General features: G+C 43.5%; 16 protein-coding genes. 1 reads left to right on the top strand and 15 read right to left on the bottom strand.

What is annotated here, in order from left to right; translation table 11 throughout:
* Window positions 1–14 precede the first annotated feature (14 nt).
* The 12 genes from phoU to truB all read right to left on the bottom strand — a co-directional run bounded on the left by phoU (window position 15) and on the right by truB (window position 9976).
* A complete protein-coding gene (gene phoU, locus JX304_RS03950) occupies window positions 15–668 on the bottom strand; it encodes a phosphate signaling complex protein PhoU (protein WP_205011355.1) in 654 nt (217 codons plus the stop codon).
* A gap of 13 nt (window positions 669–681) precedes the next feature.
* Complete coding sequence (pstB, locus tag JX304_RS03945; RefSeq protein WP_205011354.1) at window positions 682–1440, bottom strand: phosphate ABC transporter ATP-binding protein PstB; 759 nt, start codon at window positions 1438–1440, stop codon at window positions 682–684.
* A 29-nt stretch (window positions 1441–1469) separates the two neighbouring features.
* Window positions 1470–2273 (bottom strand): phosphate ABC transporter ATP-binding protein PstB, encoded by an 804-nt coding sequence (gene pstB / locus JX304_RS03940; protein WP_049496102.1) that lies wholly within the window; start codon window positions 2271–2273, stop codon window positions 1470–1472.
* Window positions 2274–2283: 10 nt separating this feature from the next.
* Entirely contained in the window at window positions 2284–3168 is an 885-nt protein-coding gene (gene pstA, locus JX304_RS03935; protein WP_205011353.1) for a phosphate ABC transporter permease PstA, read from the bottom strand.
* Window positions 3158–4069 (bottom strand): phosphate ABC transporter permease subunit PstC, encoded by a 912-nt coding sequence (gene pstC, locus JX304_RS03930; RefSeq protein ID WP_003003307.1) that lies wholly within the window; start codon window positions 4067–4069, stop codon window positions 3158–3160. Before pstC ends, pstA begins: the two co-directional genes overlap by 11 nt.
* Window positions 4070–4085: 16 nt before the next feature.
* Window positions 4086–4952, bottom strand: a complete 867-nt coding sequence (locus tag JX304_RS03925) for a phosphate ABC transporter substrate-binding protein PstS family protein (RefSeq protein WP_205011352.1) — start codon at window positions 4950–4952, stop codon at window positions 4086–4088.
* Window positions 4953–5058: 106 nt separating this feature from the next.
* Window positions 5059–6363 carry an RsmF rRNA methyltransferase first C-terminal domain-containing protein gene (locus tag JX304_RS03920; protein ID WP_205011351.1) on the bottom strand — a complete coding sequence of 435 codons (1305 nt, stop codon included), beginning with the start codon at window positions 6361–6363 and terminating at the stop codon, window positions 5059–5061.
* Entirely contained in the window at window positions 6364–7134 is a 771-nt protein-coding gene (locus JX304_RS03915; protein WP_205011350.1) for an inositol monophosphatase family protein, read from the bottom strand. It abuts the gene before it with no gap.
* A complete protein-coding gene (locus JX304_RS03910; RefSeq protein ID WP_205011349.1) occupies window positions 7124–7402 on the bottom strand; it encodes a UPF0223 family protein in 279 nt (92 codons plus the stop codon). Before JX304_RS03910 ends, JX304_RS03915 begins: the two co-directional genes overlap by 11 nt.
* A gap of 12 nt (window positions 7403–7414) precedes the next feature.
* Entirely contained in the window at window positions 7415–7816 is a 402-nt protein-coding gene (locus JX304_RS03905) for a Spx/MgsR family RNA polymerase-binding regulatory protein (RefSeq protein WP_187539215.1), read from the bottom strand.
* 338 nt (window positions 7817–8154) lie between these two features.
* Complete coding sequence (locus JX304_RS03900) at window positions 8155–9075, bottom strand: bifunctional riboflavin kinase/FAD synthetase (RefSeq protein WP_205011348.1); 921 nt, start codon at window positions 9073–9075, stop codon at window positions 8155–8157.
* Window positions 9076–9079: 4 nt separating this feature from the next.
* Window positions 9080–9976, bottom strand: coding sequence for a tRNA pseudouridine(55) synthase TruB (gene truB / locus JX304_RS03895; protein WP_205011347.1), 897 nt, complete (start codon window positions 9974–9976; stop codon window positions 9080–9082).
* Window positions 9977–10157: 181 nt separating this feature from the next.
* Here truB and JX304_RS03890 point away from each other — a divergent pair, with 181 nt between their 5' ends.
* Complete coding sequence (locus JX304_RS03890) at window positions 10158–11474, top strand: FAD-containing oxidoreductase (protein ID WP_205011346.1); 1317 nt, start codon at window positions 10158–10160, stop codon at window positions 11472–11474.
* A 35-nt stretch (window positions 11475–11509) separates the two neighbouring features.
* On the opposite strand, the gene JX304_RS03885 is transcribed toward JX304_RS03890, so the two are convergent.
* The 3 genes from JX304_RS03885 to JX304_RS03875 are packed head-to-tail and all read right to left on the bottom strand — an operon-like array spanning window position 11510 to window position 14069.
* Window positions 11510–12310, bottom strand: coding sequence for an alpha/beta fold hydrolase (locus JX304_RS03885; protein WP_205011345.1), 801 nt, complete (start codon window positions 12308–12310; stop codon window positions 11510–11512).
* A gap of 31 nt (window positions 12311–12341) precedes the next feature.
* Window positions 12342–12785, bottom strand: a complete 444-nt coding sequence (locus JX304_RS03880; protein WP_205011344.1) for a GNAT family N-acetyltransferase — start codon at window positions 12783–12785, stop codon at window positions 12342–12344.
* Between the two features lie 9 nt (window positions 12786–12794).
* On the bottom strand, window positions 12795–14069 hold the full coding sequence (locus JX304_RS03875; protein ID WP_205011343.1) for a DUF2130 domain-containing protein: 1275 nt from the start codon (window positions 14067–14069) through the stop codon (window positions 12795–12797).
* Between the last annotated feature and the right edge of the window lie 80 nt (window positions 14070–14149).

Below are 14149 nucleotides of genomic sequence, written 5' to 3'. Positions count from 1 at the left end.
AAGACTCTATGATCTTACATTTCGATAATTTTACCTGTTTCAAAGTAAACCACCCACTCACAGATGTTTTTTGCATAATCTCCGATACGTTCCAAGAAGTTGATCACTTGGAAGTAATCACGACCGGTTACGATAGACTCAGGATTTTTGCGAATTTCTTCTGTTGCTAATTCTTGGATACTATCGAAGTAATGGTTGATGACTTCGTCTCGTGTCGCAACTTCATAGGCCAAATCGACATCACCTTTGAGGTAGACATCAAGGGTCGCTTCTACAAAGTCTTTGACCTCACGCCCCATCTTGCTGATTTCTTCCTCAACAGATTTGATGCGCACTTCACCTTTCATGCGAATCGTTGCCTTGGCAATTGATACTGCGTGGTCACCCATCCGCTCTAGGTCAGAGACCGCTTTTAAGACGGTCATGACTACGCGAAGGTCTTGTGACACTGGCTGTTGGAGGGCAATGATCTCAAAGGATTTGCGCTCTAACTTCACTTCAAAATCATTGATCTTGGCATCGTCTTCGATGACTTGACGGGCCAATTCACGGTCATGTGTGACAAAAGCTCTTACTGTACGGTTGATCTGGCTCAACACTTCGTTTCCCATTGCATAAAACTGGTTATGCAACTTTTCTAAATCTTCTTCAAATTGAATTCGTAACATTTTCTTTTTCTTCCTATCCAAATTTACCAGAGACATAGTCCTCTGTTTCTTTCTTAGCTGGGTTCATGAACATTTCATTGGTATCATTGTACTCAATCAAATCGCCATCCAAGAAAAAGGCTGTTTTATCAGAAATCCGACTCGCTTGCTGCATGGAGCGTGTCACCAAGAGCATGGTGTAGCGATCTTTTAGTCCATACAAGGTTTCTTCGATCTTACCAGCTGAAATCGGGTCCAGCGCTGAAGTTGGTTCATCCAAAAGAATAATCTTTGGACTAGTCGCAAGAACCCGCGCCACACAGACCCGCTGTTGCTGACCACCGGAAAGTCCGATCGCTGAATCATGCAGTCGATCCTTGACTTCATCCCAGATGGAAGCGCGTTTCAATGAGGTTTCAACTGCCTCATCTAAGACAGCCTTATCCTTGACCCCATTAATCATCAAGCCATAGGTCACATTATCATAAATGGACATTGGGAAGGGATTGGGCTGTTGGAAGACCATTCCGATTTCCTTGCGCAATTCGACCGTATCGGTACGAGGTCCATAGATATTATGTCCATTATAGAGGATGGTTCCTGTGGTGGTGACCTCATGGTTCAGGTCCCCCATGCGGTTAATGGCTTTTAAAAGGGTAGATTTCCCTGATCCTGAAGGACCAATCAAGGCTGTAATCTCCTTTGGAGCAAAATCCAAAGAGACACTATTCAAAGCCTTCTTTTTATTGTAATAAACCGACAAGTCCTTGACTTGCAAAATTGGTTCTGTCATTCTATTTTCCTTTTTGTTGTCATTCTACTTTATCCAAAGTGACCAGATACATAATCGTTGGTCGATTGCAATTTCGCATTTTGGAAAATATTCGAGGTCTTATCGTACTCGATGAGGTTTCCAAGATAAAAGAAACCGGTATAATCACTAGCACGGGCTGCTTGTTGCATGCTGTGGGTCACAATGACAATGGTATAATCTTTTTTCAACTCAAGCATGGTTTCTTCCAATTGCGCTGTTGCGATGGGGTCTAAGGCTGAAGCAGGTTCGTCCATCAGTAAGATGTCTGGCTTCACAGAGATGGCACGCGCAATACAGAGTCGCTGCTGCTGACCACCTGAAAGGGTTAAGGCAGATTTATGGAGATCATCTTTTACCTGATCCCATAAAGCAGCCTGTTTCAAGGATGTTTCAACCAATTCATCCAAGACCTTCTTGTCTTTCACCCCAGCACGTTCATGCGGGAAGGTGATATTTTTGTATATTGATTTGGCAAAAGGATTGGGCCGTTGGAAAACCATCCCAATATGCTTGCGCATTTCATAAACATTGATATCCGGACGATTGACATCGATTCCTTCATACCAGATTTCACCCGTAACACGCGCAATATCGATGGTATCATTCATCCGGTTCAAACTACGAAGGTAGGTTGATTTCCCAGATCCTGAAGGACCGATCAAGGCTGTAATCTTATTCTTTTCAAACTGCATGTCGACGCCTTTAATGGACTCGTTCGTTCCATAATAGACATGCAAATCTTTGGTCGATAGGACCACCTTTTCTTCAGGAAAAGTAATGATGTGTCGCTCATCCCAATTGTATTTTGACATTTCTTCTCCTTTAAGCAGATGTTAGTTTTTTATGGAGGTAACTTCCGAGTTTGCGTGCTCCAAAGTTAAAGATCAAGATAAAGATCAAAAGAACGGCGGCAGAACCAGCTGAGACTTCGATCGAGTCTGGAATGGTTCCTTCACTGTTGACCTTCCAGATATGGACGGCCAAGGTTTCAGCCTGACGGAAGATCGAAATCGGACTGGTCACACTAAAGATATTCCAGTTAGACCAGTCAAGCGCTGGAGCTGACTGACCTGCTGTATAGATCAAGGCAGCGGCTTCCCCAAAGATCCGTCCTGATGCCAAAACGACCCCAGTAATAATGCTTGGAAGAGCCTCCGGTACCACGACATGAATCACCGTTTCCCAGCGAGACAAGCCTAGGGCAAGACCTGCTTCACGCTGGGTATGGTGGACGTGCTGCAAGCTATCTTCGATATTGCGGGTCATCTGTGGCAAGTTAAAGACGGTCAAGGCCAAGGCCCCTGAAATGATCGAAAATCCATATTTGAACTGGACAACAAAGACCAAGTAACCAAAGAGACCTACAACAACAGATGGCAAGGAAGACAAGATCTCAATACAGGTACGAACCAAATTGGTCAAGTGCCCCTTTTTAGCGTACTCAGAAAGGTAAATCCCAGCCCCAAGAGAAAGTGGGAAGGAAATCACCAAGGTAATGACTAAGAGGAAAAAGGAATTATACAATTGAATTCCGATCCCTCCTCCTGCTTGATAAGAAGAGGATTTCCCAGTCAAGAAGTGCCAGGATACATGGGGCAAGCCACGGACCAAGATATAAAGGATCAATGAGGCAAGAATCGCAACGATGATCCCTGAAATAGCATACAGTACTCCTGTTGCAATTTTATCCATTCGTTTAGCGTGCATAGTTCTTCTTACCTCTTTCTTTCGTAATCAGTTTAATCACACTGTTAAAGGCAAGACTCATGAGGAGCAATACCAAGGCGAGTGACCAAAGAACATTGTTATTGACCGTACCCATGACGGTATTTCCGATTCCCATGGTCAAAATAGAGGTGAGGGTAGAAGCTGGTGTTGTGAGCGAGGTTGGCACCACTGCAGAGTTTCCGACTACCATCTGGATAGCCAAGGCTTCCCCAAAGGCACGCGCCATTCCAAAGACAACTGCTGTAAAGATTCCAGAGCGGGCTGCCTTGAGCGTGACATGCCAAATGGTTTGCCAGCGGGTCGCTCCCATGGCCATACTAGCTTCACGGTAATGACGGGGTACAGCTCGGAGGCTATCGGTCGTCATAAAGGTAACAGTTGGTAGGATCATAACAAAGAGGACAAAGACCCCTGAGAGGATCCCAAAACCAGTCCCTCCAAAGAGACTACGCGTAAATGGGACGACCACTTGAAGACCAATGAATCCATAAACAACGGAAGGAATTCCCACCAAAAGCTCAATCGCTGGTTGCAAGAAACGAGCCCCTTTAGGGGAGACTTCTGTCATGAAAACTGCTGCACCAATGGCAAACGGCGTTGCCAAGAGGGCAGAAAGCAAGGTTACAATAAAGGAACCTAGAATCATGGGTAGGGCTCCAAATTCCTTTGCAGCAGGATTCCAAGTACTCCCAAATAGAAAACTAAAGATATTGACTTTATTGACAAAGAAAGTCGATAAACCTTTTTGGGCCACGAAAATCAAAATCATGGCAACGACGACAACAATCAAACTCATACATAGAAAGGTAATGGTTTTCCCAAATTTTTCTAGGCGGGAGTTTTTTGATTTCGTCAGCATTTTTTTTGCTACTTCGTTCATTTTTTACCTAATTCTTTTATTTTTTTGTCACATTCCCTTTTAAATCACGGGTGACTTTCATGTCATTGATCGGGATATAGCCCATCTTGCCAACAACCTTTTGCTGAACCTCATCGGTCATCATGTAGTCAATGAATTTTTTAGACAACTCATTGGGTTTCCCTTTCGTATACATGTGTTCGTAGGACCAGATCGGCCATTTGTTGCTGATGACATTTTCTTTGGTGGGTTGGTAACCATTGAGCTTCATAGTTTTGACACTGCTATCTAGGTAGGTAAAGGCCAAATAAGAGATGGCTCCTGGAGTTTGAGAAACGATGTTTTTTACCATTCCATTAGAGTCTTGCTCTTGGGCCTGCTTGGGTTGTTTGCCATCCATGATAATAGCATCAAAGACAGCCCGGCTACCAGAACCTACGGCACGGTTCACAATCGTGATCTCAAGATCTGGACCACCCAATTGCTTCCAGTTGGTATATTCACCCGTAAAGATCTTTCGCAATTGCTCCGCTGTCAGATTGTCGACCGAGATATTTTTATTGGCAATGATGGCTGTCCCTGCTACGGCTACCTGATGATCGACCAGACTAGAGGCATCGATCCCAGACTTTTCCTCTGCAAACAGGTCACTATTTCCGATGTCCACAGCACCTGATTGAACTTGTGAAAGTCCTGTACCAGAACCTCCTCCTTGTACATTCACAATCTTACCAGGATGTTCTTCAATGTAGCGATCTACCACTCCTTCAACCAAGGGTTGCAAGGCAGTGGATCCAACAGCAGTGATGGATTCTCCTCGGTTGATCCAAGAAGCACAAGCAGATAAACTTCCTGCTAATGCGATCGTCGCTAGTCCTAGGATCAGCTTTTTAGACTTTTTCAAATCATGTCTCCTTGATATTTCACTATTTCACTTATGATTTTGACAAGTTTTTTCAAAAAAAACTGTACTTCCACTATATCATAGAACGGGGTCTTTGCCCAGCATTTTACCTAAAACGAAGCCCCTTTGGATAGAAATTTTTCAGGGTTTGCCCGGTCACTTTTGCAAAGCCCAAACCATTGCCTTCGACAAGGACCTGGTACCATCCATTTGGATGCGTTTCCTTCAATTGAACTGTCTCTCCCGCCACATAATGAACAAAGTCCTCAGGCGTGATCGAAACGGTCTCTTTGACTTCACTCGGTTTCAGAGCTAGACCAAGGGCAAAACTAGGTTCAAATCGATTTTTTTTGAAGGTTCCGAGGTGCAAGCCATTGCGGGCAATTTTTACTTTTCGAAGATCTGGCAAACCTTTCGGCACCAGATAGAGCTCTTCTCCAAAAGTTTCTAGCACTCCATCGAGTGTAATGAATAGGTGTTTTTTGGCAAAATCTTGCCACCATTTCTTTTGTTCAGCAGTTAATTGGTCTTTCTTAGAAGGAAGTTTCGCAGCTCGATTCTCACCAAGATAACGAAACTTAGCGACAAATTGGCCCTCCCCTTTAAAGCGATGAGGATACATACGCGCGGTTTCTGGATAGTCAATGCCTTCTGCCATACCATTGATCTTCTCGATCGTTTCCAGCTCCAGATCATAGTTTTCCAAAAGCCAGGATACAATTTCTTCATTTTCCTCTGGAGCCCAAGTACAGGTTGAATAAACCAAGGAACCACCTTGGACCAACATCTTAAGGGCATCTTCCAGAATTTCTCTTTGAAGAAGACTACACTCTCGAGGATATTCGACAGACCAATAGTCCATAGCGTCTGGTTGCTTACGAAACATCCCCTCACCCGAACAAGGGGCATCTAATACAATCAGATCAAAAAAGCCTGAGAAAACTTTTGTCAGACGATCGGCAGACTCATTGGTCACCAGTACATTTCGCGCACCAAAGCGTTCGACATTCTCTACGAGAATTTTCGAGCGTCCCTTGTGGATTTCATTGGAGACCAAGAGTCCCTGATTATCCAAATAAGACAAAAGTTGCGTCGTCTTACCACCAGGTGCTGCGGCTAAGTCAAGTACCTTCATTCCAGGCTTTGGCTGAGCTACTTGCGCCACTATCTGAGCTGCTGGCTCTTGCGAATAGACCAAGCCTGTCGCATGCTCGATCGATTTACCAGACACCTTTCCATAATGGCCCCAAGGGGTATTGGGAATGGGGTCCGAAAAGGCTTTTTGATTTTCTTTTAAGGGATTGATGCGAAAGGCTGCTACTGCCTCTTGCTCAAAGGTCGCAAAAAAAGCAGCAGCATCCTCACCTAGAAGATGCTGGTATTTTTCTTTAAAGCCATTGGGAAAATTCATCTACTTTCTCCCCTTCTTCAGATAGGTCTGGATTTCAGACAACTTGGCCTTTGGCACCATCATGATGGGCTCAAGGGTTTGGTAATTTGGCTGATCTCCATTGAGATTCAAAACGGTATAGCCTAAGCGTTCGCCCATGATCGCTGCGGCTGCATAGTCCCATGGCCAAATATAGCTAAAATACGCTAGTATGCCACCTGAGAGAATTTTTGAAAAACTAATACCCGCACTTCCATAGACCCGAATCCCGAGGCATTTCATCCCAAGATCAGCCATGCCCCAGTCATTTTTCTCAAGCATACCGACATTTGAAGCAATCATAAAGTTTTCCAAAGGCTGGTCCGCAAAGGGCTTCAGTTCAACCTCATTACGGTATATTGGAAACTCACCGCCACCATAAAAAAGCTGATCGCGCATCACATCATAAATCAGGCCAAATTGACCATGGCCCTCTTCAAAGTAAGCCACCATCACAGCAAAATCTTCTTTTTGGGCTACGAAATTATTGGTACCATCGATCGGATCAATCACCCAAACAGAACCTTCTGAAATGGGCGAGCGAAGGCCATCTTCCTCCGCAAAAATCTGATCCATTGGGTAACGACGGGTGATCTTTTCAACCAAATCCTTTTGGACCTGCTGGTCCATCTGGGTTACCAAATCAGTTGGCCCTGTCTTTCTCATGATTTTCAACGAATCATTGAGATGCTGCCGGATATACTCTCCAGCCTCTAATACGATTTGTTTGGCAAACTCTAATTTATTCTTCAAGAGAAAACCATCCTTCCTCTTTTTGCTTTGCAGCCTGGGTTGCACGATAGAGAGAATAACCGCTCACTTCTTCGAACTCCCGTCCAAGACGTTTTTCTTCTCCAATACTTGGCGCAACCTTCTTAAAAGCACGGTAGACTTCCATGTATTCTTTAGCCTCTACCTTACTTTCATAGGCTTCTTCGACTTTATTGAAAAAAGAAAGCACTGAAGCAAGCTCTTCAGTGCTCCACGATAAGTCCAGTGGGTAACTATAATTTTTTTGCATTCGACATACTTCTTAGTTTATTTCTGCTCTCAGAGTGGCAGAGCGTAACTCTTGTTTGCGATAACTTCGTGGCAAAAAGGCCCGAATTTCGTCTTCATTAAAGCCGATTTGCATGCGTTTGTTATCCAAAATAATGGGTCTACGCAAGAGACTTGGATTTTCCTCAATCAGTCGGATCAAGGCAGAAATCGACAAATCCTCCACATCAACGTCTAATTTTTGAAAAATTTTTGAGCGAGTTGAAATGATGTCGTCCGTTCCATTTTCGGTTAAGGCCAAAATACTTGTCAACTCCTGACTGCTCAAAGGACTTGTCATAATATTGTGTTCTTTAAATGGAACATCGTGCTTCTTTAACCAAGCCCGTGCTTTTCGACATGATGTACAACTCGGTGATAAAAATAATGTAATCATGTATTTCACTTCTTTATTGTATCTAACTATTTAACTCTATTATACAAAAAAAAGAGAGGCTTGAAAAGGCTTTTTTGATTTCTCGGCTATTTTTCTGAATTTCAGTGGAAATCAGGAAGCACTTTCATTTTCCTTAACATGGTAAGACGAAGAAAAAGAGAGTGGGACAGAAATCGGTCATTCGTTAGAATTCGATTTCGTCGTCCCACCTCCGCACAGTTGAGTAGGGCTGTAAAAGCTGATAAAATCAGCGTAGTAGAGCCCACTCAACCACTGCGTCTTGCTCGACAATCCAAAAACAATTGAGAGGCTAGGACTTTTGTCCCACTCTCTTGAGATTATGTTTTTGACCACTTGCGTGCGACTGCTTCGTCCTCTTCTAATTGAGCTACTAAAGACGCTACACCATCAAACTTGACCATTTCTCGAATCTTGTCCAACCAGTGAATGGTTAGGGTATGACCGTAGATATCACCTGTAAAATCGAAGAGATTGACTTCAAAACGCAATTCTTTACCATCAAAGGTGACATTTTTCCCGACAGAGGCCATTCCCCGATAGGTCTGCCCTTTAAAATCAATATCGACTACATAGACGCCATCAGATGGTAGATAAGTCCGATCAATCGGGGCTAGATTAGCCGTTGGATAGCCAATGGTACGACCACGCGCATCCCCGTGCACTACAATCCCTCGACTAGCTAAGGGACGTCCCAGCAGACGGGCTGCTTCCTTGACGCGCCCTTCTACAACTGCTTTACGAATACGGGTTGAGCTGATCTTCTCACCTTGATCCAGTACGGGTTCAATGACTTCCACTTGGCCTCCAAAATAAGCGGATAAATCGGAGGCTGTTTTCTTATCACAACCGAAACTATAATCAAAACCAGCAATCAAGACCTTGGCCTTTAGTGCCCTCACATAATGCTGAATAAATTCTTTAGCTGTTTTAGAAGCAAAATCAGTCGTAAAATCAATGAGATAGAGCTCATCTACTCCAAGTTCTCTTAAGGTTTGAAAGCGATCCTCTGGACTTTGCAGATGGAGCAATAATTCAGGCTGGTAACGGACAAAGGCTAACTTAGGAGATTCCGGGAAGGTTAACAAAGCGACCTTCAAGCCTTTTTTATCTGCTATCTGACGTGCCTTTTTAAAGAGTTCTTGATGCCCCAGATGCAGGCCATCAAAGTAGCCCAAGACCAAAACCGTCTCACACTCCACGTGGATCTGATTTGCAGTAGTTATCGTACGAATATTCATGAATTTATTGTAACACACTTTCTGTCAGAAAAACCTTGCGAGGTTTGTAAAGTTCTTCCCTTTTCTCTAAAATAGCCACTAGTTTTCCTTGGTAAAAAGCAGCCAACTCTTTTGCCTCACTCTCAACCGGAATAAAGCGTCCCACTTGGACTTCGCCAACCTCTTCTACTGTCAGCTCTACTGTTTCCAGATCTCCTGTCCCAATTTCAAGAGGACGAAAGAAGCTCAAATCTCCTTGCGCCACTTTTTCAGCCACTTCTTCTAAAGTCAAGGCATCTTCAAGGGACAAACCGGCTGCACTGGTGCGGATCAAGTGGGACATATAGGCTGCATAACCCAGTTTCTGCCCTAAATCCACCGACAAGGTCCGGATATAGGTCCCCTTACTGCATTTGACACGGAAGGGAAATCGGGCTGTTTTCTCTTCATAAACAATCTCTCCGGTCCTTGCAAACTCATAAATGGTCACTTTTCGGACAGGACGTTCCACTTCTTCTCCTGCACGCGCATATTCATAGAGCTTGCGCCCATTGACCTTGACTGCTGAGTACATAGGAGGTACTTGCTTGATTTCACCCACCATCTGAGCAATCATACGGTCGACCTCTGCTGCATCTAAGGGTGCTTCTACTGGCGTCCGCTCAACGATTTCCCCACTGGCATCTTCCGTCGTGGTAGAAAATCCCAAAGTGATTTCACCCTCGTAGATCTTGCCCTCATCTTGCATGAATTCAACCATCCGAGTCGCCTTTCCAACGGCAATGGGAAGCACTCCTACCACATCCGGATCCAGGGTCCCCCCATGGCCAATCTTCTTGGTCCCCAGAATTTTGCGCAGTTTAAAGACCACATCGTGCGAGGTCATACCCGCTTCTTTCTTTACATTAATAATTCCGTCCATCTTGATTTGCTCTTTCTAACTGATTGTGTGATCATCCAAGTCACCGATCCTTTATTATACCATGAAAGCTCTCTCTTGTCGCTGATTCCCGTCTCCAAGGTGTTTCAAAAAAATTCCGTAGCAGATTTCAGACAATTTTTCCTTCATTTGATAAAATGAAAATCAAAGGAAGGTGTATAATATGTTAACGTATGATGTAATCGTTGTCGGCTTCGGGAAAGCCGGGAAAACTTTGGCCGCAAAATTGTCAAGCCATGGGAAAAAAGTCGCTCTGATTGAAAAGAGCAAGTCCATGTACGGTGGTACCTGTATCAATATCGCTTGTATTCCAACTAAGACCTTGATTGTCGCAGCGGAAAAAGGCTTGGATTTTGAGCAAGCCATGAGCGAAAAAAATGCGGTCACCACTCGTCTCAACGGCAAGAACTACGCAACCATTGCTGGAACGGGTGTAGACGTTATCGATGCAACAGCTCGTTTCGTTTCCAACAAGGTCATCGAAATTCAAGCTGGTGACGAAAAGGAAGAATTGACTGCTGAAACCATTATTATTAATACTGGTGCAGTACCAACTGTCCTTCCAATCCCAGGATTGGCTGAAAGTAAATTTGCTGTAGACTCCACCGGTATTCAACGGTTGGAAAATCTACCTAAACGCCTGGGTGTCCTTGGTGGTGGACCAATTGGATTGGAATTTGCTCATCTCTACAATACCTTAGGTAGTCAAGTAACAGTATTGGATGCTGCGGACACGTTCTTGCCACGGATTGAGCCAAGCATCGCAGCTCTTGCAAAAGGCTACCTTGAAGAAGATGGTATTCAGTTCCTTCAAGGTGTTCATACCCAAGAAATTAAAGATGGCCAAAACAGCTTAACGGTTGTAACAGATAAAGGGGATTTCGAATTTGATATTCTTCTTTACGCAACCGGACGTAAGCCAAACACAGCTGGCCTTGGTCTTGAAAACACAGACATCCAAGTTACGGATCGTGGAGCGGTTCAAGTCAACCGTCATTTAGAAACCAGTGTTCCTGGTGTCTTTGCAGTTGGGGATGTCAATGGTGGTCCTCAATTCACCTACATGTCACTTGATGACTTCCGCATCGTCTTTAATTACCTTACAGGCGATGGAAGCTACAATCTCGAAACACGTAGAAATTATGCGACGACACTCTTCATTGCTCCTCCATTGGCCCAAGTCGGCTTGACTGAGCAAGAAGCACGCGACAAAGGACTTCCAGTTGCTGTCAAAGAATTGCCAGTTGCTGCCATGCCTCGCGGACATGTCAATGCAGACCTTCGTGGTGCTTTTAAAGCCGTGGTCAACCCAGAAACCAAAGAAATTCTTGGAGCGACTCTCTTTGGAGAAGCTGCTGGTGAACTCATCAACCTGATCACCATGGCCATGGACAACAAGATTCCTTATACTTACATCGCAAAACAAATCTTTACCCACCCAACCATGGCAGAAAACCTAAACGATCTCTTTGCGATTTAAATAGAAAAAATGCTGGAAAATTTTTCCAGCGTTTTTTAATGTAAAAATCCACAGACAGCCTCTTGAAATGCTTTATTTTCTTCATACAGAGCATGACCTGAATGCTTAAGAATAAGGAGCTGACAACCCGAAATCGCTTTTGCCAGTTCTTTGGATCCCTTCACACCGATCACATCATCTTCAAGTGCACCAAGAACCAAGGTCGGACAATGAATTTCTTTTAAGACCTCAAGGCTATTATGTTCTAAGCAAGACTGAGACTGAATGACAATTCGTTTTTCATCTTTCATTCGTCCCAGGCGACCCATAATATGATAAAGTAATCGCCATTTATGATAACTCTTTTGCGTATAGGAATACTTTGCAATATCCAGCATGAGGTCTTTAAAATTTCCAGATTGACTAAGCTTTTGCCAATGCTCAATTCGTTCTCTAGCAAGTTGACTAGGTTTCGCTGTTGTAACAGCTAGGATAAGCCTTTGAACCCTTTCTGGAAAATCTACAGCTAACCATTGAGCAATCATTCCACCTTGTGAAATCCCCATGACATAGGCGGTATCTAGGTTTAGTGTCTCCATTGCTTCTGCTACATCTGCTGCCATATCCCGCGTCGTATAGCCCTGTCTCAGCTCATTGATTCGAGAAAAAACATAGATTTTATAGCGCTTGGCAAGTAGACGATAAGAGAGGGAAAAGAGCTGGGCCTTTCCTTTAACCGTCTGCAACCCATCCCCCAAGCCTGGTATGATCACTAATGGCTGCTTACCTTTACCAAAGGTCACATAGTCCATGCTCTTATCGTTAAAATATAAGGTTTTCCCTTTTGTTGAAGACATTATTTCGTTCCCTCTACTATTTTTTCATGATTTATTTATGTTGGGTTTTTAAATGCAAGGCAAAGCCGGCAGTCACTTTTTCAAATCCAACTGCCTGATAAAACTGATGTGCAGCATTTCGTTCAGCGGTTAATCCACTATTTAAAGCCAGTGCCTCAACTCCTTCTTTTACCGCTTGTTTTTTCAATTCATCGATTAGCCTACTAGCAATTCCTTGGCGTCTTGTTTCTTTTGAAACTGACAAAGCTAAAATACGATAGTAAGATCTATCTGCTTCAAAAAATAAGAGCTTTGCATAACCTAAGAAACCTAAAATTTCTCCGTTTCTTTCAGCTAGAAGACAGCCATAATGCGGTTGAGAAAGAATCATTTCTAAACGTCGAGACAGCTTAGAAGCGGTCGTTGGATAGCCTAAGTCTTCGTATAAAGACAGTAGGGCTTCAGCATCTTTCATAGTTGCTTTTCGTATCTGCATAGGATCCTCCTATTCTTCCTTCAGCGCATCAAACTTGGCCTTCATTGTTGGATTTTTGCGGGTCAATTTTTTGACTGATACATCATCCAGCTTGTTGTTAGCGAGGCGGAGTTGATTTTCGGATGTGGTGAGGAATTTCTTGACCTCTTCCATCCGTTTGATGGCCTTGTCAATTTCATCGATAGCCTTGCCGAAATTGACTGAAGCTGAATTGTAGTTCTTAGCAAAGGCAACTTTAAATGCATCCAGGTCTTCTTCAAAATGAGTAATATCAATATTTTGTTCACGGATCAGTGCTAACTCCTGCTTGTATTTTAAGGAGTTAAGAGCCGCATTACGCAAGAGCCCAATCAGTTGGATAAAGAACTGAGGACGCACGACGTACATTTTCTCATACTCATGACTGACATCCACAATCCCTGTGTTAAAGTAGTCATTGTCTGCCTCTAACATGCTCACTAAAATCGCATATTCACAGTTCTTTTCTCGACGATCCTTGTCCAATTCCTTATAGAAATCGGCATTCTTGTGCTTCTTCTCCGTTCCATCTGCTTCATTTTTCATCTCAAACATAATGGAAATGAATTCTAGCCCATTTTCATCAAAATCACGGAAGATGAAGTCTCCTTTAGAACCACGCGCAGAAACCTTGTTGTCCTTTTCAAAATAAGCATTTGGAAAAGCGAAACTTCTAACCTTATTAAACTCACTCTCCGCATACTGCTCCAGACTTTCCCCAATAGCTTTGGTTGATTGTTGGGCCTTGAAATTCTTGTAAAACTCAACTTGCTCACTAGCCGCCTTGAGCTGTGCTTCATAGTTTTGTTTCACCGAAGCAAGAGAAAGCTCGTTTTCTTTTTCTTGTAAAAGAAGCTGATTTTTGACCTGATCCCGTTCTTTTTCTAGGTCAGATAAAGTCTTTTGTAGTTGGTTCTCATGCTCCAAGCGCAAGGTAGCCAACTGATTCTCCAGTGCCTGAACTTCTTTTTCCTTCTCTAACAAACTTTGACTAGCGGTTTGCTCCACCTCTTTTTTGGCCAATTCTTTTTCGGTATCAAACTGTTGAACCTGATTTTGTAACCGAGCAATTTCTTGGTCCTTTTTAGCTAACTTCTCTTGTTGCTCATTAAGGGCTTTTTGCTCAGCTAAAGCCAACTCTTGCCGAATCCGCTCGTGGATTTCCTTGTCAAACTCTGCTGTCCTTACCTGTGACAAGAGTTCGCTGTATTGACTCTCGTTGACTATAAAGACTTCCCCACAGTTGGGGCACTTGATTTCGTTCATAGCATGCCTCTTTCTCTATTCTTAGTCTATTATATCATGCTACCAGTAAAATCAAAACCAGCAAACTAGGCTTTGCTCCT

Origin of the sequence: Streptococcus parasanguinis (genome assembly GCF_901875555.1) — a bacterium.
Lineage (GTDB): Bacteria > Bacillota > Bacilli > Lactobacillales > Streptococcaceae > Streptococcus > Streptococcus parasanguinis_H.
Note: the sequence above shows the minus strand (reverse complement) of the source record. Positions and strands in the feature narration are given on the sequence as shown.